The sequence below is a fragment of the Arthrobacter rhamnosi genome, from assembly GCF_054510855.1.
This window is the reverse complement of record NZ_JBTNDT010000001.1, coordinates 269379-290154: the sequence shown is the minus strand read 5'-3', so window position 1 is coordinate 290154 and position 20776 is coordinate 269379. Positions and strand designations below refer to the sequence as shown.

The following is a 20776-nucleotide window of genomic DNA, read 5'->3' as shown; positions in this document are numbered from 1 at the left end:
CGTTTTCGCGTCGTCCCGCCACGCTCCTAAGGTTGATGCATGACCCAGTCCACCCAGCTTGAGTCCGCCTCCGTGCCGGCCACGGTCGAGAGGGTTGCGGAGACCGTCCTGCCCACCCGGCACGGCACGTTCCGCATGATCGGCTACCGCGACGGCGAGGGGACCGAGCACGTCGCGCTCGCGCAGGGGATCCACGATGGCGTCCACGCCGCGCAGGATGCAGCTCCGCTGGTCCGCGTCCACAGCGAGTGCCTCACGGGTGACGCCTTCGGGTCCTGGCGCTGCGACTGCGGGGAACAGCTGGATGCCGCGCTCGCCGCCATCTCCGAGGAGGGCCGCGGCGTGGTGGTCTATGTGCGGGGACACGAGGGCCGGGGCATCGGACTGCTCGACAAGCTGAAGGCGTACGCCCTGCAGGACCGGGGCGTGGACACGGTCGATGCGAACACCGCCCTCGGGCTTCCCGTCGACGCCCGGCGCTACGACCAGGCCGCGGAGATCCTGCAGGACCTCGGCATCGGCGCCGTCCGCCTGCTCTCCGGCAATCCCGCCAAGGAGGAAGCGCTGGAGGACCTGGGCATCGCGGTCGTCGAGCGCCGCGGACTGCCCGTGTCCGAGCGCTCGGAGAACGCGGGTTACCTCGCGACCAAGCGGGCACGGATGCGGCACGACGAGGCCCCCTCGGCCGACGCCTGGAGCGACCTGCTCGACGGCGTCGTCCCTGCAGCGCCCGCGCCGGGCGAGGCGGAGGAGCTCGCGCACCGGTACGGCTACCTGGCCGGTGCGTCAGGACAGATCGTCGTCGGGCAGCTGCGCCAGAGCCTGGACGGGTTCATCGCGTCGCGCTCCGGGGACTCCGGCTTCCACGAGGACCGCGGCGACCACGGGCACCTCCAGCGGCTGCGCGCCCTCGTGGACGCCGTCGTCGTCGGTGCGTCCACCGTGCTCACCGAGGACTGCTCGCTCGCCGTCGAGGACGTGCCGGGCAGCAGCCCCGTCCGCGTGGTGCTCGACGCCGCGGCGCGGGTGGACGTCGGCGCGCGCGTCCTGGCCGACGACGGCGTGCCGACCCTCTGGATCGTGGGGCACGATGCGGAGGTGCCCGCGGCCCTGCCCGCCTTGGTGGAGGTGGTGAGGCTGGCCGCGGACGATTTCGCGCCGCGCCGCGTCCTCGACATCCTGCAGGCGCGGGACCTGTGGAAGGTGCTGGTCGAGGGAGGCGGCAACACCGTCTCGCGCTTCCTGGAGGCCGGCCTGCTAGACCGGCTGTACCTGACCACTGCCCCGGTGCTGGTGGGCGACGGCGTCCCCGGTATCCGGTTCTCCGGGTCGGATGCGCTGGCGGAGGCCCGCACGGCACCCGTCCGCCGGTTCGTCTTCGGCCAGGACATCTGCACCGAGTTCAACTTCGCCGCCGTGCGCTGAGCCTGCCCGGAGCCGGCACTCCGCCCTGCAGCATCCCGCCCTGCAGCATCCGTGGGTGGATGCTGCAGGAGGGGGTCGCTACGAGTCGCCGCCGAGCCTCTTGCTCTTGTTCTGCAGGCGGTCGATGTGCTCCGAGGCCTCCGCCTTGGTGATGTCCGCCGGGATCTCCTCGCCCGCCTCCCGTGCCAGCGTGTCGAGGTAGCTGCGCTGTGCGGCGGTCATGGGCTCGTCGCCGGTGACCCAGTCCGCAGGATCCCGTTCGAAACCGCCCTCAGGCTCGGAGGTGGGGCTTCCCAGTGTGTCTGCCATGTCGGTTCCTATCGGTCGTGGCCAGCATGAGCCATCAGTCTACTTACTTTCCCGGGGTGCCCCGCGTGGGGGGCGCTGCCGGGAGAGAGGTGGCTCCTGCCGGCAGCGCGCCGGCGACGCCGCGCTGCTCGAGCCGCGCGCGCAGGTACCGCTCCGAGTGCGCTGCGAGGAGCATCCTGCCGCCGGCGTACCGCACACCCCCGCGTGCCCTGCTCGCGACGGCGAGCCAGCTGCAGACGGCGCGTTCGAGGAGCCAGACCGGTGCCCACAGGGCGGCCGTGGGCCCGAAGACGTGCCGTCCGCCCCGCCGTCGCCGGCCGACCTCGGCGACGGCGACGACCGCCAGTCCCGCCAGCGCGAGGTGGTGCGGGGCAGGTCGGGCCAGGAGGACCGCGGGCAGCAGGCCGAGTTCGACGGCGAGCCGTCCGGGCTGCGCGAAGCTGTCATAGGCCTGGCGGACCCGCTGGCGGCCGAAGTGCCGCGAGGAGCAGGGGAGCCGTGCCACGAAGAGGTCGTCGGCGCGGGCCTCGACGCCACCGGCCGCCTTCACGGTGCGGATGAGCTCGAGGTTCTCGAAGAGGGCGTCGGCGCAGTAGCCGCCCGCCGCGAGGAGCGTGCTCCGGCGGACGCCGAGCGTGCCCGGATAGTCGGAGGAGAAGGCCCTGTTGAGCAGTGTGCGGCCCGTGTCCCACCGGGCGTGCCACGGCAGCCGGGCGAAGTAGTTCTGCGGGCGCACGAGGTCGGACTCCTCGAGGAGCTCGAGGACCCATTGGAGCTCGGGGCGCCGGTACCGGACGTCGTCGTCCGCGATCACGACGAGCTCGTGCCGAGCCGCGGCGAGCCCCGTCAGCACGCCGTGCACCTTCCCGTTGCCGCCCCGGCGGACGAGCTCCGGATCGGGCCGGAGATGGCGGACCTCCGGCGGGAAGGCCCGGGAATGCCGGTCGAAGGAGGGGTCGTCGGAGCCGTCGACCACGGTGACGTCGATCCAGCGGACGAGATCGCGCAGGTAGTGCGCCAGTTCCGTCACGGGCCCCGTGCCGTTCCACTTCAGGGGCAGGATGTATTCGGCTGGGTACTGCATGGACGGTGGGTGTCCTCCTTGTGCAACGGGTTTTCCGACCGGCCGGCCGCTTCCCTCCAATTACTAAGCGTGCTTACGGTGAGGGTGCAAGGAACCGGCGGGTGGAATTGCCCGTAGACACCAGGAGGAACAGTGAGCCAGCCAGCGCAGCAGCAGGAACCGCCCGGAACCACCGGTGCCATGGAGCCCACCCCGGACCACGGCGAGCAGTCCTACCGCGGGTCGGGACGACTCGCCGGCAAGAAGGCGGTCATCACGGGTGGTGACAGCGGCATCGGCCGGGCTGTCGCCATCGCCTATGCACGGGAGGGGGCCGACGTCCTCATCAGCTACCTGAACGAGGACGAGGACGCCCAGGAGACGGCCCGGTGGGTGGAGGAGGCCGGGCGCAGGGCTGTCCTGTTCCCGGGAGACCTCGCTGATCCTGCGACGTGCCGGGCCGTGATCGACACGGCCGTCCAGGAGTTCGGGAAGGTGGACATCCTCGTCAGCAACGCCGCCTTCCAGATGACGCACGAGACCATCGAGGAGATCCCGGACGAGGAGTGGGACCGCACCCTGGCCATCAACCTCAGCGCGTTCTTCCACCTCACGAAGGCGGTTCTGCCCTTCATGCCGCCGGGCGGGTCCATCATCGGCTCGAGCTCGGTGAATTCCGACAACCCCGTGCCCACCCTGCTGCCCTACTCGGCGACGAAGGCCGGCATCGCGAACATGACGGCGTCGATGGCCCAGCTCCTCGCGGACCGCGGCATCCGGGCGAATTCCGTGGCACCCGGTCCCATCTGGACCCCGCTCATCCCGGCCACGATGCCCGAGGACGAGGTGGAGAGCTTCGGCCAGCAGGTCCCCCTGCAGCGGGCCGGCCAGCCCGCCGAACTCGCGGCCGTCTACGTCCTGCTGGCGTCCGACGAGGCCAGCTACGTCTCGGGTGCGCGCATCGCGGTCACCGGAGGCAAGCCGATCCTCTGACGTCCCGCCGGCCCCATCCGCGGCCGGACCGGCGACGAAGGACTCTCGGCATTCCCCGGGCGCTTGACAGTGGTGGTCCGGGGAATGCCGGTGCGCTACCCCCTGAACATCGGCAGCGGCGTGCCGGCGACTCCGGGCTCGACGGCGAACAGGGCCCCCGCCGTCGGCTCGGAACCGGCCGGGATGTTCTCCTGCGTGGTGGTGATGAACAGCGTCCCGAGGTCCGTCCCGCCGAAAGCGCACGCGGTCACGTTCGTGACGGGCAGCGGGATGTGCTCGGAGAGCCTGCCCGAGGCGTCGTAGCGGGCGACGGCCCCGCCCCCGTAGAGCGCGGTCCAGATACCGCCCTCCGCGTCGATGGCCATGCCGTCGGGCATACCGAGTGCGGGCTCGACGACGGCGAACGTGCGGCGATCGGTGAACCGCCCGCTCGCCATGTCGTACCCGAGGGCGTCGATCCTCCCCGTGGGGGTGTCGCTGAAGAACGCGGTCCCCCCGTCCGGGGAGAAGTGGAGGCCGTTCGAGATGGTGGCGCCGGTCAGCACGGTGGACACCGAGAGATCCGTGTCCAGGGAGTAGAGGGTGCCCAGGCCGAAGCCGCCCTCCCACCCCATCGATCCGCAGAGGAAGCGTCCGGCCGGGTCGCAGCCGCCGTCGTTCATGCGCACGGCCGCATCGCTGAATGCCTCCGGTCCGTGCTCGAGGACCGCCAAGGCGTCGTCGGCGAACAGGAATCCCCGCTCGACCCCGACCACGTAGCCGCCCGACTCCCGGCCCCGGATCACGCCCGCGAGCCGCGGGTGCACGTCGTGGCGGTCGATGCTGCCGTCCTCGTGGCGTACCAGGACGTCGCCCTCCATCATGTCGACGAGCAGGAGCTCGCTGCGGCGTGGGTCCCAGTACGGGCCTTCGCCGTGGAAGGTGCAGACGTCGGAGATTTGCTCGGCCTTCACGGGTCCTCCTGCTGGTTGGTGCGGTCGGGATTGCTCGGTGCCGGTTCCGACTGCTGGTCGGTGCGGTCGGCATGGTTCGTGCTGGGGTGCATGGCCGGCGGGACGGTCAGCCGCCCGAGGGTGCGGGGGTCGCGTCGGACAGTCCCACGCACGCCCGCGTCTGCCCGATCCTCGACACCGCGTCCCCGAGTTCCACGAGGACCGTGCTCGACGCGACCTCGTCGGGGTCGAAGAGGACCTCGACGGCAGGGTCGCGCCCGTACGTGGTGGCGGTCCAGGCCGGATCCCCCTCGCGGACCACCCAGTCGACGTCGTTCACGGTCACGCAGGGGTCGGTGGTGGGTCCCGGAACGGTCACCCCGCACCGCAGGACCACTTTCGAGGGATCCCCCCAGGCGGACGTCGCCTGGCTGGTCGTCTCGCGCTGATCGTTCTCGGCGACCGTCGGTGGCAGGGCGATCATCACGTCGGCGCACCGGGCGTTCGCGGCATCGGCGGCGGGGTCGACATCCACCGCCGGGGCACAGCCGGACAGCGTGAGAAGCAGCACCGCCGCAGGCACCAGGCGGGTTCCGACACGGGGGAGGGCAGGCATGGCTCCACCCTAGTAGGTGGCCCGTGCACAGGAGCGACACGACGGCGTCGTCCTCCCTGGAAAGCAGGGTGGGGAAGGCCGCCGACAGTAGGATTCGAGAGCCGCAGCCGGTCTCAGGCTGCTGTTCCACCCGCACCCCGCGTGTCGCCTTCCAGCCCGTCGGGGGCGAGAGCCCGAGCCGAGGACACATGAACGCGCCCCACCGCCGCACCCCGACAACCGCCAGTACCAGGATTCTGTCCGCGGCCGCTGCCGCCCTCCTCGCGGGTGCGGTCCTCGCCGCACCGATGGCCGCGTCCGCGGTCGAATCCGAGCCGGCCCCCGTCCTGCCTGCGCCGGCCGAGCAGCAACCCGTGGTGGCACAGCAGCCGCAGCCGGCCGCCACCTTCGGCGAACCGGCTCCACCCGCTGACGACTCGACGGCGACGTCGGGGATCGACCCGGAGACCGGGTTCGCCATCAACGCCCGCACCGGATTCCTGGTCCACCCTGCCACCGGGTACCTGATCGAGCCCGGAACCGGAAACCTCGTATTCCCCGACACCCTCATCTACACGAACCTGCGCTACGACGCCCTCACGGGCGAGGTTGGAGAGGTCGACGGCGAGATCGCCGCTCCGGATCCGGGCCCGGGGGGGACGGCGCCGATACCGGCACCAACAGCGACAGCACCGGTGACGGCACCGGCGACTGCGACTGCGACTGCGACGGCGACGGCGACGGCCTCCGCCCCCGCGTCGCCCTCCGGTACGCCTGCCCCGGCCGGCGAGGCTCCCGCCCCGGTGGCCCCGGCCGGGACGTCCTCGACGACCGCGACCCCGCAGGCGAGCCGCTCCGGCACGCCCACCGCCCGCAGCACCGCGCAGGCGGTACAGGAGGCGCGGACCTCGTCCCCGGCCCCGGCCGCGTGGATCGGCGCGGGGATCCTCGCGGTCGCGCTCGTCGCCGTCGCGGTCCTCGCCGTTCGGCGGCGGGGCCGGCACCAGTCCTGAGGCACGGGGAGGCGCCTGTACGACGGGCGCCTCCCGCGCTGCGGAAACCAGGACCTGGCCGCGCCCCGCTCCGGCAGTCCCCGTTCCGCCCGGTAAAGTGCAGGACGTGAAGAATCTCTTGGTGACCGGCGGCGCCGGCTTTATCGGGTCCAATTTCGTCCACTACCTGATGGAGCACACGGACACCTCCGTCACGGTCCTCGACAAGATGACCTACGCCGGCAACCATGCCTCGCTCGAGGGGCTGCCCCGCGACCGCTTCGAACTGGTCGTCGGGGACATCGCCGACGCCGCCGTCGTCGACCCGCTCACCGAGCGCGCGGACGCCGTCGTGCACTACGCGGCCGAGTCGCACAACGACAACTCGCTGCACGACCCGCGCCCCTTCCTCGATACGAACATCATCGGCACCTACACGCTGCTCGAAGCGGCGCGCCGGTACGGGAAGCGGTTCCACCACATCAGCACCGACGAGGTCTACGGCGACCTCGAACTCGACGACCCGGCGCGCTTCACCGAGGACACGCCCTACAACCCCTCGAGCCCCTACTCGTCCACGAAGGCAGGGTCGGACCTGCTCGTGCGGGCCTGGGTCCGCTCCTTCGGTGTCCGGGCGACCATCAGCAACTGCTCGAACAACTACGGGCCGTACCAGCACGTCGAGAAGTTCATCCCCCGCCAGATCACCAACGTGATCGACGGCGTCCGCCCGAAGCTCTACGGCGAGGGGTTGAACGTGCGGGACTGGATCCACGCGAACGACCACTCGTCGGCGGTGTGGACGATCCTCACCACCGGCGAGATCGGGCAGACCTACCTGATCGGCGCCGACGGGGAGCGGAACAACAAGGACGTCGTCGAACTCATCCTCGCGGAGATGGGTCAGCCCGCCGACGCCTACGACCACGTGGTGGACCGCGCCGGACACGATCTGCGCTATGCCATCGACTCCACCAAGCTGCGCACCGAACTCGGCTGGACCCCCGAGTTCCACCACTTCGAGCAGGGCCTGCGCGACACCATAGCCTGGTACCGGGACAACGAGGACTGGTGGCGCCCGCAGAAGGCCGTCACCGAGTCCAAGTACACCGAGCTGGGGCAGTAAGGCCATGGGACCCGTTTTCTCGAAGCCCCTCGCCGCCCGCGAGACGCCGATCCCCGGCGTCGTCCTGTTCGACCTCCCTGTCCACGGCGACAACCGGGGCTGGTTCAAGGAGAACTGGCAGCGGACCACGATGACCGCCGCCGGCCTCGCCGACTTCGGTCCCGTGCAGAACAACATCTCCTTCAACGAGACCGCCGGCACCACGCGCGGCATCCACGCCGAGCCCTGGGACAAGTTCATCTCCGTCGCCACGGGCCGCGTGTTCGGGGCGTGGGTGGACCTCCGCGAGGGCCCGTCCTTCGGTGCCGTCTTCACGGCAGAGCTCGATCCGTCGACGGCGATCTTCATCCCGCGCGGGGTCGGCAACGCCTTCCAGACCCTGGAGGACGGCACCGCCTACACCTACCTCGTCAACGACCACTGGTCGGCCGATGCGCAGGACCAGTACGTGTTCCTCAACCTCGCCGACGAGACGGCCGCCATCGACTGGCCCATCCCGCTCGCCGACGCGGAACTGTCGGAGAAGGACCGGAAGCACCCGCGCCTGGCCGAGGTCACCCCGCTCGCTCCGCGCCGGACCCTCGTCGTCGGTGCCGACGGACAGCTCGGCAAGGCGCTGCGGGCCGCGCTCGTCGACCACCCCTCCGTGGAGTTCGCCGGGCGGGCCGACCTCGACCTCCTGGACGGGACCCTCGACGGCGCCCGGCCGTGGACCGCGTACGACACGATCATCAACGCCGCCGCGTACACCGCGGTCGACGCCGCGGAGACCCCGGAAGGCAGGGCGGCCGCGTGGGCCGTCAACGTCGCCGGCGTCGCCGCCCTCGCACGGGTTGCCAGTGCCCACCGCCTGACCCTGGTCCACATCTCCAGCGACTACGTCTTCGACGGGTCGCGGGAGCTCCACGACGAGGCCGAGCCCTTCAGTCCGCTCGGCGTGTACGGACAGACCAAGGCCGCGGGCGACGCGGTCGTCGCCACGGTGCCGCGCCACTACATCCTGCGCACGAGCTGGGTGATCGGCGAGGGCAACAACTTCGTCCGGACGATGGCCGGCCTCGCGGGCCGCGGCATCTCGCCGAGCGTCGTCGACGACCAGATCGGACGCCTCACCTTCACGGAGGACATCGCCGCGGCGATCCTGCATCTCCTGGCCACGGCAGGACCGTTCGGAACCTACAACGTCACGAACGACGGTGATGCGCAGAGCTGGGCGGAGATCGCCGCGGACGTGTACGCCCTCTGCGGCAGGGACCGCGCGGACGTCACCGGCGTGAGCACGGAGGCGTACTTCGCGGGCAAGGACGCCGCCCCCCGCCCGCTCCGGAGCACGCTCGACCTCACGAAGCTCAAGGCGACGGGCTTCGCACCGGCCGTGTCGGCGGACCGGCTCTCCGCCTACGTTGCGGCCCTGACGACGGCGTGAGCCGGCCCGGCCGTCCCGGACCGCAGTGTCGGCCGCACACCGTACGGTAGGCATCATGACCGAAGCATCACAGTGCCCCGCCGTCGGCGACCTGAGTGAGGGCGAGCTCCTCGCCCGGATCTTCCCGCTGCTCGGCCCGGCCACCGGCACGGTGGTCGGCCCGGGGGATGACGCCGCGGTGCTGGCCGACCACGGTGGGCCGGTCGTGGTGTCCGTGGACACCCTCGTCGAGGACCACGACTTCCGGCTGGTCCGGGCCAACGGCTTCCGGACCACCGGCTACGACGTCGGCTGGAAGTCCGCCGCCCAGAACCTGAGCGACATCAACGCGATGGGCGGCACGGCGACCGCCCTGGTGGTGAGCCTGACCCTTCCGCCGCAGACACCCGTGGACTGGGTCGAGGACTGCGCCCGTGGACTCGCCGCCGCCATTCGCGGTCTCGGCGCCGCCGGATGCTCCGTCGTCGGCGGCGACCTCGGGGGTGGCGGCCAGCTCGTGATCACCGCCGCGGTCACGGGAATGCTGGACGGTCGGGCCGCGGTCCTCCGTTCCGGAGCGCGGGCCGGCGATACCGTCGCCCTGGCCGGAACGCTGGGCCGCGCCGCGGCGGGCCTGGCCATCCTGGAGGACGGCCGCCCGGTGGAGGACTTCGGCCCGCCGGGGGAGGAGCTCGTCGCCGCCCAGCTGCGCCCCTGCCCGCCGCTGAAGGCCGGTCCCGCGGCCGCGGCGGCCGGCGCGAGCGCGATGCTTGACATCTCGGACGGCCTGGTCCGTGACGCCGGCCGGATCGCGACCGCGAGCGGGGTGCGGCTCGACCTCGATCCGGCCCTCCTGCGCCGGTACGCCGATCCGCTGCTCCCGGCCGCCGACCTGCTGGGCGTCGACCCGATGGCCTGGGTGCTGGGCGGCGGTGAGGACCACGGGCTCCTCGCCACCTTCCCGCAGGACGCCCTGCTGCCGGCCGGGTTCACTGCGGTAGGCTCGGTAGTGCCGGGCACGCCGCAGGTGACACTGGCGTCACAGGCGACTGCCCTCGGGGGATGGGATCACTTTGCAGACTAAGATCACCGCTAACGCAGTTGCGATGAAGCGCTGGTTGAGCAAGGCCGAAGAGTCCCTCGGCAACCACAGTGACCGCCTCAATGCCATCAACATCTTCCCTGTGGCCGACGGCGACACCGGCACCAACCTCTACCAGACCGTCCGCTCCGCGGCGCAGGCAGCCCACGACGCCGAGACCTCGGACCTGGGTGAGCTGCTCGCCATTGCGGGCAGGGCAGCCATGGAGGATGCCCGCGGCAACTCCGGCACCCTCTTCGCCGTCTTCCTCGCGGCTTTCGCCGAGCCGCTGCACGGAGTCACCCGCCTGACGTGCACGCTCCTGGCGTCCGCACTGCATCGCGCGCAGATCCGCAGCTGGTCGGCGCTCAGCGACCCCGTGCCCGGCACCATGCTCTCGGTCCTCGAATCGAGCGCGCGGGGTGCAGCCGAGGCTGCGTCAGGACACGCGGGCGACGACAGCAACCACGCGCTCGCGCTGGCCCTCAGGGGCTGCGTGCAGCACGCGCTGCTGGCGGTCGTGCGCACCGAGAGCCAGCTCGGTCCGCTCACCCGCGCGGAGGTGGTCGATGCCGGTGGTGTCGGTTTCCTGCTGGTCCTCGACGCGCTCCGCGCCGCCGCGCTCGGCGAGGAGCTCCAGGACGAGCTGCTCGACGGACTCCATGGCTACGACATCCAGGCACCGCACATCCACGACGGCGGCGACGCCGAGGGTGTGGAGGTCATGTGCACGATCAACCTCAGCCCGCTGGATGCCGCGACGCTCCGCCTCCACCTCGACGAGCTGGGTGATTCGGTCATCATGAGTGCCGTCACGGCCGTGGAGGAGGGCTACCGCTGGCGCGTCCACGTGCATGTCCCCGACCCCGGTCCGGCCCTCGCCCTCATCCATGCCGCAGGCACGCCCGTCAACATCTCGGTGACGCAGCTCGCCGCCCCCGCCGTAGGAGCCGAGGCCGGTGACTCCTGACGCGGCGCGGTCGGTGACCGCATCGGAGCTCGACGCACCGCTCGACCGGCACCTCGGGCCGGTCGCCAAGCAGCTCGCGAAGTACTTCGGCATCACCACCGTGGGCCAGCTGCTCAACCACTTCCCCCGCACCTACCTGAAGCGGGGAGAGCTGACGCCCATCGCGGACGTCCCGGTGGACGAGGAGGTCACGCTGATCGCGCGCGTGCAGTCCGCCGCGTCGCGCAGGATGCACACGCGCAAGGGGATGCTGCTCGAGGTCGTGATCACCGACGACGCCGACGGCCGGCTCGGCGGGATGAACCTGACGTTCTTCAACGGATTCGCTGCGGCACGCGACCTCAAGCCCGGCGTCCGTGCCATGTTCTCGGGCAAGGTGACGGTGTACCGCGGGAGACTGTCGCTCACCAATCCGCGATACGCCCTCCTCGACGAGGGCGACGACCCCGAGGACGTCCACCGGCCCATCCCGGTCTACCCGGCGGTGGAGAAGCTCGGGAGCGACCAGATCGCGACAGCGGTCGGGATCATCCTCAACACGCTGCGGCTCTCGGACCTCGACGATCCCGTCCCGGCGTCGATCGCCCGGCGCGACAAGCTCCTGAGCCTCGCCTCGGCGTACGAACTCGTGCACCGGCCGCTGCAGGTCGAGGACGCCTACCGGGCCCAGCACCGCTTCCGGTACCAGGAGGCGTTCGTCCTGCAGGCTGCCCTCGCGCGGCGCCGTGCGCTCACGGCCCGGGAGGAAGCGACAGCACGGCCCCCGCACGGCGGAGGCCTGCTCGACCAGTTCGACGCGCGGTTGCCCTTCACCCTCACGCAGGGCCAGCTCGACGTCGGCCGGACGCTCGCCGAGGACCTTGCACGCGACCACCCGATGAACCGGCTGCTGCAGGGGGAGGTCGGCTCGGGCAAGACCCTCGTGGCGCTGCGGGCCATGCTGCAGGTCATCGATGCCGGCGGGCAGGCGGCGCTCCTGGCGCCCACCGAGGTCCTGGCCGCCCAGCACCTCCAGTCCATCACCAGGACGCTGGGCCCGCTCGCCGAGGGCGGGATGCTGGGCGGTGCCACGGACGGGACGCGCGTGGTCCTGCTGACGGGCTCGATGTCCGCCGCGCAGCGCAAGAAGTCGCTGCTCGACGCCGCGTCGGGCGAGGCGGGCATCGTCATCGGTACCCATGCGCTCCTGTCCGACAACGTGGAGTTCTTCGACCTCGGCCTGATCGTCGTGGACGAGCAGCACCGCTTCGGGGTGGAGCAGCGGGACTCCCTGCGCACCAAGGCCCGCACGTCCCCGCACGTCCTGGTCATGACGGCGACACCCATCCCGCGGACCGTCGCCATGACGGTGTTCGGCGACCTCGAGACCTCGACGCTGTCCGAACTGCCCGCCGGCCGTTCTCCCATCGCCACCCACGAGGTGGGCCTCGCCGAACATCCCGCCTGGATGGACCGGATCTGGTCGCGGGCGCGTGAGGAGATCGACGCCGGCCGGCAGGTGTACGTGGTGTGCCCCAAGATCGGCGACGACGGGAAGACGGAGGAGGACGCGCCCGAGGCGCTCTACGCCGAGCCCGCGGCGGAGCGGAAGCCCGGCGGGCAGCAGGAGCTCACCAGTGTCGTGGGACTCGTCGAGTCCCTGGGTGGGATCCCGCAGCTCCAGGGCGTCACGAGCGGCATGCTGCACGGGCGGATGGACCCGCAGGACAAGTCGGACGTGATGGCGCGCTTCGCCGACGGCAGCGTGCGGTTGCTGATCGCGACGACCGTGATCGAAGTGGGCGTCGACGTGCCGAACGCGACGCTCATGGTCATCATGGACGCGGACCGCTTCGGCATCTCCCAGCTCCACCAGCTGCGCGGCCGCATCGGCCGTGGCGGCCACGCGGGCACGTGCCTGCTCGTCACGAAACTGGAACCCGGGCACCCGAGCCGCGAGCGGCTGTCCGCCGTGGCCTCCACGACCGACGGATTCGAGCTCTCGCAGAAGGACCTCGAGCTGCGGCGGGAGGGGAACATCCTCGGGGCAACCCAGTCCGGTGGCCGCTCGGCGCTGCGCTTCCTGAGGATCACCCAGCACGGCAAGGTCATCGAGAAGGCGCGCGCCGACGCACAGGAGATCGTCGCCGGTGATCCTGACCTGCACGACAACCCGGGACTCTCGCTCGCGATCGACCTCTACCTGAACCCCGAGAAGGAAGCATTCCTCGAGAAGGGATAGCAAGCACTTCCGCACCTGCGGGGGTAGCATCCTGTTCATGACGCAGATACGGGTGGGAGACGCGGCGCGGTTCCTCGGCGTCAGCGACGACACCGTCCGCCGCTGGATCGACGGCGGCATCCTCGGCAGCACGAAGGACTCCTCCGGCAGGGTCGTGGTCGATGCGCTGGAACTCGCGCGGCTCGCCCGGCGGAACGCCGTCCTGCCGGGCGATCCGTCGGACATCGGCCGGTCCGCGCGGAACCGGTTCGTCGGCATCGTCACCGACATCATCACCGACACCGTGATGGCGCAGGTCGAGCTCCAGTGCGGGCCGCACCGGGTGGTGTCCCTGATGAGCAGCGAGGCCGTCCGTGACCTCGGGCTCGCCGAGGGGTCCGTCGCGATCGCGGTCGTCAAGGCCACCACCGTCATCATCGAGACCCCGGGCGGGAAGGCATGAGGACGCGGCCGTCCCGCTTCCGGCTCCTGGCACTCGCCGCGCCCGCCGTCGTCGTGCTGGCCACCGGCTGCGGGAGCACCCCTGCGGACGGAGGCACCGAGCGGACCGGCGAGGCTGCCGGCGGCGCCATCACCGTCTTCGCGGCGGCGTCCCTCACGGCGCCCTTCACCGACCTGGCTGCGCGGTTCGAGGAGGCACACCCCGGCGCGGACGTGACGCTCACCTTCGCGGGGTCGTCCGACCTCGCCACCCAGATCACCGAGGGCGCGCCCGCCGACGTCTTCGCCTCCGCCGACACGAGGAACCTGGAGCGGGTCGCGGGTGCGGAGCTGCTCGCCGGAGACGCGGTCCCGTTCGCCACCAACACCCTCGAACTCGCCGTGCCCGCCGGCAACCCTGCCGGGATCTCGTCCCTCGCGGACGCCGCCCGGCCCGGCGTGAAGACGGTCGTCTGCGCGCAGCAGGTCCCCTGCGGGGCGGTGACGGCACGGGTCGAGGAGGCCGCGGACGTCGACCTGACGCCGGTCAGTGAGGAGTCGTCCGTCACCGATGTGCTGGGAAAGGTGGTCTCCGGAGAGGCGGACGCAGGCCTCGTCTACGTCACCGACGTCCGGGCGGCCGGGGAGGCCGTGCTCGGCATCCCCCTCCCCGAGGCGGCCGGTGCGACGACCACCTACCCCATCGCGGCGCTCGCCGGGAGGAAGGACACAGCGACGGCGCAGGCCTTCGTCGACTACGTGCTCGGCGCGGACGGACGGGCAGTGCTCGAGGCGGCTGGTTTCGGTGCGCCCTGAACCGGCCCGCTATCCAACTCCCCACCCGCCGGTAGCCGGCACCGGGGACGCGCGGTGAGCGGCGCGAGCCTGCCCCGCTGGGTGATGGCGATCGCCGTCGTGGGCGGCCTGTTCGTCGTCCTGCCGCTGGTAGCCCTGGCCCTGCGGGTCGACTGGCCCCGCTTCGTCCCCCTCGTCACGTCGGAGAGCGCACAGGCGGCGCTCCTGCTCAGCCTGAGGACATCCCTCACGGCGGCATTCCTCTGTGTCGTGGTCGGCGTACCCATGGCCCTCGTCCTGGCCCGGACGTCGTTCCGGGGACAGCGGCTCGTCCGGTCGCTCGTGCTCCTGCCGCTGGTGCTCCCGCCGGTGGTCGGCGGTATCGCCCTGCTCTACACCTTCGGGCGGCGCGGACTGCTCGGCGGCAGCCTCCACGCACTGGGCATCGACATCGCCTTCTCGACCACGGCGGTCGTGATGTCGCAGTCCTTCGTGGCGCTGCCCTTCCTCGTCCTCAGCCTCGAAGGGGCACTCCGCTCGGCCGGCACGCGCTACGAGGCCGTCGGGGCGACCCTCGGAGCGGGGCGCGGGACAGTCCTCCGGCGGATCACCCTGCCCCTCGTGCTGCCGTCGCTCGTGTCGGGGACGGTGCTCTCCTTCGCGCGGGCGCTGGGCGAGTTCGGAGCCACACTGACCTTCGCGGGCAGCCTCGAAGGCACCACGAGGACACTTCCGCTGGAGGTCTACCTGCAGCGGGAGACGGATCCGGACGCCGCCGTCGCCCTCTCGCTCATCCTCGTCGGAGTGGCCATCGCCGTCGTCGGTGTCGCACACCGGGTCCGGCCGCTCGGGGGCAGCGCGATGCCGTCGTTCCGGCCGGCAGACGACCGCGGCCCGGTCCGCTGATGGGCTTCACCTTCACCGCGACCCTCCCGGAGCGGGGGTTCGACGTGTCGTTCGAGCTGGCCCCGGGGGAGACGCTCGCCGTCCTCGGCCCGAACGGCGCAGGGAAGTCGACCCTGCTGGACCTGGTGGCGGGTCTCCTGGCTCCGGCGACGGGCCGGGCGGACCTGGACGGCACACTCCTCTTCGACGTCGGGCCCGGCCGGCGCGTCCTGACCGAGCCACGCCACCGCGGTGTCGCGCTCCTGGCGCAGGAAGCGCTGCTGTTCCCCCACCTCACGGTGCTGGAGAACGTCGCGTTCGGTCCACGGAGCCGCGGGCAGCACAGGTCCGCAGCCCGGTCGACGGCGCGGCACTGGCTCGAACGCGTCGGCGTCGACGACCTCGCCGCCCGCAGGCCCGCCCAGCTGTCGGGCGGGCAGGCGCAGCGCGTCGCCGTCGCGCGGGCGCTGGCCGCCGACCCGTCGCTGCTGCTGCTCGACGAGCCGCTCGCGGCCCTGGACGTCGGCGTCGCCCCGGCCCTCCGCACCCTCCTGCGGGACGTCCTGGCCGACCGCCCGACCATCCTCGTGACGCACGACCCACTCGACGCCTTCCTGCTCGCGGACCGGGTGCTCATCCTCGAGGGCGGCCGGATCGTCGAGTCGGGCCCCACGGGCGACGTCCTGACACGCCCCGTCACGGGTTTCGGGGCGCGTCTCGCCGGCCTGAACCTCGTACCGGGGCGGCGGACGACGGCGGGATTCCGGGCGGACAACGGACTGGACGTACCGCTGGAGCACGAAGCGCCGGTCGGAGCGCGCCTCGCCCTCGCCGTGCGCCCGGTCAGTGTCGGAGTGTCCCGGACAGCGGAGGCCGGTCCGGGGTGGAGCTGGATCGGAGCGGAGGTCGACGACCTCGAACACCGCGGCGACCTCGTCCGGGTGCATGCCGCGGGCCTTGCCGCCGACGTGGCGCCGGCGGCCGCCGTCGGGCTCGGAATCGCCCCCGGTGTGCGGATCTTCCTCGGCGTCCGTCCTGCGGATGCAACCGTCTATCCCGTGGACGAGACCGGTCTGCGAAGTCCTGCGGGCGGACGATAGAGTCGACAGCATGACCCGAATCATCGCCGGAGCCGCGGGCGGCTCGACCCTCACCAGCGTCGAGGGAAACGGGACGCGGCCCACGTCCGACCGCGTGAAGGAGGCCCTGTTCTCGAGCCTGGAATCCTACGGGGTGATCCACGGAGCGCACGTCCTGGACCTCTACGCCGGGTCCGGCTCGCTCGGGGTGGAGAGTGCGAGCCGCGGTGCGGCCTCCGTGGACCTCGTCGAATCCGCCGACCGGGCGGCCGCCGTCGCCCAGCGCAACGCGGACCTGGTGAACCGTGTGCTCGGCTGGACGGCCGTCCGCGTGCACCGGACGAAGGTCGAGACGTACCTCGAGCGGGTGGCACCGGAGTTGACCTGGGACCTCGTCCTGATGGACCCGCCCTACAGCGTCCGCGAGGACGGGGTGCTCACCGTCCTCGCGGCCCTGCGGTCGAGGCTGTCGGAGGGCGCCGTCGTCGTGGTGGAGCGATCCGCGAGGTCGCCGGAACCGGAATGGCCCGCGTGGCTCGAGCGCTTCTCGGACAAGAAGTACGGCGAGACGCGCCTGTGGTTCCTGGAGCCCGCCGTCGACTGACCCGCTCCGGCCCCCTGTCGGGGAGGGCGCGGTGCCGGTTCGCCTGCCGGCACCGCGCTGCGAGTCCGCCGTACTTCCCGGAGGGTTATGCCCTGCGCCGCGTCCGGACCAGTGCGGTTCCGCCGGCGGCCAGTCCGAGCAGGCCCGCGATGAGGCCTGCCCACGCGAGGGCCGAGGGGGATCCCGCCGTCGCCGAGGCCTGCTCGGCGTCGATGGCCTCCGGGGCCTCGGTGGCCTCCGGGCCTCCATGGGACGCGTCGCCCTCGACCGCGGCGGTGGTGACGAAGGACGGCGCGGGCTTCTCGGGCTCCTCCTCGCCCTCGGTCGGCTGGTTCCACTCGACGACCTCACCATCCGTGTAGGACTGGGTGGTCGGGAGCAGCACCGTGGAGCCTGCCTCGGGCAGGCGTCCCACGGAGATCGAGAAGGTCTGGTATTCCTGCTGCGAGATCTCCGCGCCCGGTTCCGCGGTCCATACGACGGACAGGGGAGCTTCGGTGAGCGTCGCTCCGTCGGTCGTCGTGACCGGTTCGGGCAGGGCGCCGGAGACGACCTCCGCCGTCCAGCCCTCGACGGGCTTGACGCGGACCGAGGTGAAGGGCTGGCCGGTGGGAAGCTGCACCTCGAGCTTGTTCGTCGCTGCGGTCTCGGACTCGCTGGGCACGCTGAAGGTGAGCTGCGAATAACCGTTCTCGGTCGTGGACGTAGGTGCGACCGAGACGTGGGCGCTTGCGGCACCGAGGCCGAGGGCCATCAGTCCGGCGGTGGTGAGGACCACACCGGTGAAGGCGCGCTGGGGGTAGGACGAGATCATGGAACTGCCTTTCGGAAAAGCGCTGCGGCCCGCGAGGGCGGACGGCAGCAGGGAACGGGGAACCGGGACGGGGCAAGGACCGCCGGCCGACCCGCCGTCCGGAAAGGCAGGGTCAGGCGGGCTGCGGTCCGCGGAGCGGCGGACCCCGCAGCGTCGGGACCGAGGCGTGGACGGACAGCGGCGGAACGGGCGGTGGCACGTCGAGCACCGGGCGGCGCGTCGGCACCGGGGAAGCGACAGCGGGAAGGGTGAGGAGGGGAAGGAGCCAGGCGCGCAGCAGGGCGGCGGCCTCGTCACTCCGCGAGGCGGCAAGGGCCAGGAGGACGGTAGCCAGCCCGTGCAGGAGGACCATGAGGGGGGCGTCGATCGCCGCCGGGCCCATGGCATCCCGCGCGGGGGAGCAGGCGAGTTCGAACGCGGCATGGTGGCCGGGCAGGGCCGAGGAGCTCTTGCACACCGCGGGGGCGGCGGTCATCCCGAAGAGGGTGTGCAGCAGGAACTGGCCGGCACCCATCGCCAGCAGCGACGAGCGGAGGGAGAGCACGCGTCGGCCGAGCAGCGTCATCGGTACGAGGAGGAGCACGCCGAACAGGAGCAGGACCCCGGGGGCGGGCAGATGGCCCTCCGCGAGGACGTGCGACGCGGACGAGACCGACACGACCAGCGAGACGAGGACCAGGGACCGGAGATAGGGAAGGCCTGCCACTGCTGTCTCCTCCCCGTTCCGTCTGCGGTCCTGCGAGCCCGGCGTCGTCGGGCTTCTTCCTCAGGGTACCGCCGCACGGCCGGAGCCTGCGTGCAGGTGGTTCGCGTCCGGCGGCCCCGCGGATGGGAACGCACCCGGGACGTTGCGGACGCGCAGGACGACGAATGCGGATCTGCGTGCCCGGTGCGAGGAGTCCCACCCGGCTCGCAGGTTCGGCGTGCCCCTCCGGGGCGGTGCAGGTGTTCAGGCCGCGAAGCGGATTCCACGCCGTGCCTGCGGTTCGGGCTACTGCTCGCGTCCCGGCCCGGAGGGCTGGGGGACGTCCTGCTCGAAGGCCTCGCGGTCCCGGCCCACGAGGACTGCCGCCGGGTGCGGCCCTGCCGCCAGGAGTGCTCGCGTCCATGCGTCCGGCCAGCCCGCGGGGCGGGCGGCGATGATGACGTTGCCGGGATGCTCGCCGCCGACCATGCCGGCCTCGGTCAGGACGGCGGTCCCTGCCGTGAGCGCGGAGAGCTGCCGGCTCTGCGCTCGGGCGAAGGCGAGCGGCGGGTCGTCCCCGACGTTCACCAGGACGACGCCGTCCTCCGCGCAGACCCTGAGCAGGTGGGCCGCGAAGTCCGCGCCGGTCAGGTGGGCGGGTGCGTCGGCTCCGGCGAAGATGTCGAGCACGACGGCGTCGAACGCCGCGTCCGGCTGCTCGAGGACGGCGTCCGCGGCGTCGGCGACGACGACCTCGCACACCGTGCCGTCCGGGAGCGGCATGGCGTCGAGGACGAAGTCGATCAGGTCGGCCTCCAGGTCCACCGCCACCTGCGCGGACCCGGGACGGGTCGCCTGGACGTACCGGACGAGGGTCAGGGCCCCGGCGCCGAGGTGCAGGACCCGCAGGGGAGTGGCGGGGGGCCGCACCAGGTCGATGACCCGCGCGATGCGCTGGAGGTATTCGTAGAACACCCGGTCGGGGTGGTGCAGATCGACGTGGGACTGCTGCGCCCCACCGATGCTGAGGATCAGCGCTCCGTCGATGTAGGCGTCCTCGTCGATCTCCGCATAGGCGGCTGCGCCGGGCAGCCAGCGCGTGGGGACGTCGAAGTCGCCCTCGGACTCCGGCTCATGGGACGGACTCACACGCGTTCCCGCAGCGTGGCGAGGCGGCGGGCGCCCTCCTCGATCACGTCGAACTTCTTGCAGAAGGCGAACCGCAGCATGGAGCGCGTGTGCTCGGCGCCCTCCTCGTGGCAGAACACCGCCACCGGGATGGCCGCGACCCCGATCAGGGACGGCAGGCGCCGCGCGAGGTCGGTCGCGTCGTCGATGCCCAGGGGAGCGGCATCGACCACGGTGAAGAACGTGCCCTGCGGCTCGAAGACGTCGAAGCCGGCTGCCCGGAGCCCCTCGCCCAGGAGGTCCCGTTTCTTCCGCAGCGTCGCCGCGGCGGAGGAGAAGTACTCGTCGGGCAGCCCCAGGCCCAGGGCGACGGCACCCTGGAACGGCGTTCCCGAGGTGTACGTCAGGAAGGTCTTGACGGTGCGGACCTGTGCCACCAGCTCGGCGGGTCCGCTGAGCCAGCCGACCTTCCAGCCGGTCACCGAGAACGTCTTGCCCGCGGAGGAGATGGTCAGGGTGCGCTCGGCGGCCCCCGGCAGGGATGCGATCGGCAGGTGCCCGCTCCCGAACGTCAGGTGCTCGTACACCTCGTCCGTCACGATGATGGCCCCGTACCGCTCGGCCAGCTGCACGATGAGCTCGAGGGCCGGTCGGGTGAAGACGCTGCCCGTCGGGTTGTGCGGATTGTTGACGACGACGACCCGGGTGCGCTCGCTGAAGGCGGCCTCCAGCGAGGCGGCGTCGGGCTGGAAATCCGGAGCCCTCAGGGGTGCGGTGGTGTGCGTGGCACCCGAGAGCCCGATCACGGCACCGTAGGAGTCGTAGAAGGGCTCGAAGGTGAGCACCTCGTCGCCCGGACCGGCGAAAGCGAGGATCGCGGCCGCGATCGACTCGGTGGCCCCCGTGCTGACGATGACCTCGTTCTGCGGATCGACGTGCAGGCCGTAGAAGCGCTCCTGGTGCGCGGCGATCGCATGGCGCAGGACGGCGAGCCCCTGCCCGGGGGCGTACTGGTTGGCGCCCTCGGCGATCGCGGTGCGGGCAGCCTCGAGGATCTCCTGCGGCCCGTCCTCGTCCGGGAAGCCCTGCCCGAGGTTGATCGCCGCGTGCTGCTGCGCGAGGGCCGTCACCTCCTCGAAGATCGTGATGCCGAGTCTGCCGTCGCTGCCGAGCAGGTTCGCGCCGAGCGCCGTTCTTGCCCACGGTGCCGTCCCACGGGCCGGGGTGATGGTGGTGCGCGCTTCCGTCGTCATG

At 71.9% G+C, this 20776-nt stretch carries 21 protein-coding genes; 13 read left to right on the top strand and 8 right to left on the bottom strand.

All coding sequences use genetic code 11. From position 1 onward, the window contains the following. The first annotated feature begins 39 nt into the window (after positions 1-39). A complete protein-coding gene (gene ribA / locus ACX80I_RS01480) occupies positions 40-1425 on the top strand; it encodes a GTP cyclohydrolase II (protein WP_459343406.1) in 1386 nt (461 codons plus the stop codon). Positions 1426-1503: 78 nt separating this feature from the next. Here the strand turns inward: ribA and ACX80I_RS01475 are convergent, their stop codons facing one another. Next, on the bottom strand, positions 1504-1734 hold the full coding sequence (locus ACX80I_RS01475; protein ID WP_459343405.1) for a DUF3072 domain-containing protein: 231 nt from the start codon (positions 1732-1734) through the stop codon (positions 1504-1506). 43 nt (positions 1735-1777) lie between these two features. Then, positions 1778-2818, bottom strand: a complete 1041-nt coding sequence (locus tag ACX80I_RS01470; protein WP_459343404.1) for a glycosyltransferase family 2 protein — start codon at positions 2816-2818, stop codon at positions 1778-1780. Positions 2819-2950: 132 nt separating this feature from the next. Between ACX80I_RS01470 and ACX80I_RS01465 the strand changes: the two genes are divergently transcribed. Further along, complete coding sequence (locus tag ACX80I_RS01465) at positions 2951-3790, top strand: SDR family oxidoreductase (protein WP_459343403.1); 840 nt, start codon at positions 2951-2953, stop codon at positions 3788-3790. A gap of 95 nt (positions 3791-3885) precedes the next feature. On the opposite strand, the gene ACX80I_RS01460 is transcribed toward ACX80I_RS01465, so the two are convergent. Together ACX80I_RS01460 and ACX80I_RS01455 are read right to left on the bottom strand one after the other, a co-directional pair. Then, on the bottom strand, positions 3886-4743 hold the full coding sequence (locus ACX80I_RS01460; protein ID WP_459343402.1) for an SMP-30/gluconolactonase/LRE family protein: 858 nt from the start codon (positions 4741-4743) through the stop codon (positions 3886-3888). Positions 4744-4849: 106 nt separating this feature from the next. Beyond that, positions 4850-5338, bottom strand: a complete 489-nt coding sequence (locus tag ACX80I_RS01455; protein ID WP_459343401.1) for a DUF3515 family protein — start codon at positions 5336-5338, stop codon at positions 4850-4852. A gap of 188 nt (positions 5339-5526) precedes the next feature. Here ACX80I_RS01455 and ACX80I_RS01450 point away from each other — a divergent pair, with 188 nt between their 5' ends. The 11 genes from ACX80I_RS01450 (at position 5527) to rsmD (ending at position 16895) form a co-directional block, all read left to right on the top strand. Further along, entirely contained in the window at positions 5527-6330 is an 804-nt protein-coding gene (locus ACX80I_RS01450; protein ID WP_459343400.1) for a hypothetical protein, read from the top strand. Positions 6331-6436: 106 nt separating this feature from the next. Continuing rightward, positions 6437-7435, top strand: a complete 999-nt coding sequence (rfbB, locus tag ACX80I_RS01445; protein ID WP_459343399.1) for a dTDP-glucose 4,6-dehydratase — start codon at positions 6437-6439, stop codon at positions 7433-7435. A 4-nt stretch (positions 7436-7439) separates the two neighbouring features. Next, on the top strand, positions 7440-8861 hold the full coding sequence (locus ACX80I_RS01440; RefSeq protein ID WP_459343398.1) for a sugar nucleotide-binding protein: 1422 nt from the start codon (positions 7440-7442) through the stop codon (positions 8859-8861). Between the two features lie 55 nt (positions 8862-8916). Beyond that, positions 8917-9924, top strand: coding sequence for a thiamine-phosphate kinase (gene thiL / locus ACX80I_RS01435; RefSeq protein WP_459343397.1), 1008 nt, complete (start codon positions 8917-8919; stop codon positions 9922-9924). Between the two features lie 22 nt (positions 9925-9946). Next, positions 9947-10891 (top strand): DAK2 domain-containing protein, encoded by a 945-nt coding sequence (locus ACX80I_RS01430; RefSeq protein ID WP_459343396.1) that lies wholly within the window; start codon positions 9947-9949, stop codon positions 10889-10891. Then, the gene (locus tag ACX80I_RS01425) at positions 10881-13112 is read left to right on the top strand and encodes an ATP-dependent DNA helicase RecG (RefSeq protein ID WP_459343395.1); all 2232 of its coding nucleotides are present in this window, start codon (positions 10881-10883) and stop codon (positions 13110-13112) included. Before ACX80I_RS01430 ends, ACX80I_RS01425 begins: the two co-directional genes overlap by 11 nt. Before the next feature lie 37 nt (positions 13113-13149). Beyond that, positions 13150-13554 (top strand): TOBE domain-containing protein, encoded by a 405-nt coding sequence (locus ACX80I_RS01420; RefSeq protein WP_459343394.1) that lies wholly within the window; start codon positions 13150-13152, stop codon positions 13552-13554. Next, complete coding sequence (gene modA, locus ACX80I_RS01415) at positions 13551-14348, top strand: molybdate ABC transporter substrate-binding protein (protein WP_459343393.1); 798 nt, start codon at positions 13551-13553, stop codon at positions 14346-14348. Before ACX80I_RS01420 ends, modA begins: the two co-directional genes overlap by 4 nt. Before the next feature lie 84 nt (positions 14349-14432). Beyond that, positions 14433-15233, top strand: coding sequence for an ABC transporter permease (locus tag ACX80I_RS01410; protein ID WP_459343897.1), 801 nt, complete (start codon positions 14433-14435; stop codon positions 15231-15233). Beyond that, positions 15233-16312 carry a sulfate/molybdate ABC transporter ATP-binding protein gene (locus tag ACX80I_RS01405; RefSeq protein WP_459343392.1) on the top strand — a complete coding sequence of 360 codons (1080 nt, stop codon included), beginning with the start codon at positions 15233-15235 and terminating at the stop codon, positions 16310-16312. Before ACX80I_RS01410 ends, ACX80I_RS01405 begins: the two co-directional genes overlap by 1 nt. A gap of 10 nt (positions 16313-16322) precedes the next feature. Next, the gene (gene rsmD / locus ACX80I_RS01400; protein ID WP_459343391.1) at positions 16323-16895 is read left to right on the top strand and encodes a 16S rRNA (guanine(966)-N(2))-methyltransferase RsmD; all 573 of its coding nucleotides are present in this window, start codon (positions 16323-16325) and stop codon (positions 16893-16895) included. An 85-nt stretch (positions 16896-16980) separates the two neighbouring features. Here the strand turns inward: rsmD and ACX80I_RS01395 are convergent, their stop codons facing one another. From ACX80I_RS01395 to ACX80I_RS01380, 4 genes are all read right to left on the bottom strand, one after another. Beyond that, on the bottom strand, positions 16981-17709 hold the full coding sequence (locus tag ACX80I_RS01395) for a YcnI family copper-binding membrane protein (protein WP_459343390.1): 729 nt from the start codon (positions 17707-17709) through the stop codon (positions 16981-16983). Between the two features lie 112 nt (positions 17710-17821). Further along, positions 17822-18415: a hypothetical protein gene (locus ACX80I_RS01390; RefSeq protein ID WP_459343389.1), complete on the bottom strand. Its 594-nt coding sequence runs from the start codon at positions 18413-18415 to the stop codon at positions 17822-17824. 285 nt (positions 18416-18700) lie between these two features. Then, a complete protein-coding gene (locus tag ACX80I_RS01385; RefSeq protein WP_459343388.1) occupies positions 18701-19543 on the bottom strand; it encodes a spermidine synthase in 843 nt (280 codons plus the stop codon). Further along, complete coding sequence (locus ACX80I_RS01380) at positions 19540-20775, bottom strand: aminotransferase class I/II-fold pyridoxal phosphate-dependent enzyme (RefSeq protein ID WP_459343387.1); 1236 nt, start codon at positions 20773-20775, stop codon at positions 19540-19542. Before ACX80I_RS01380 ends, ACX80I_RS01385 begins: the two co-directional genes overlap by 4 nt. Between the last annotated feature and the right edge of the window lies 1 nt (position 20776).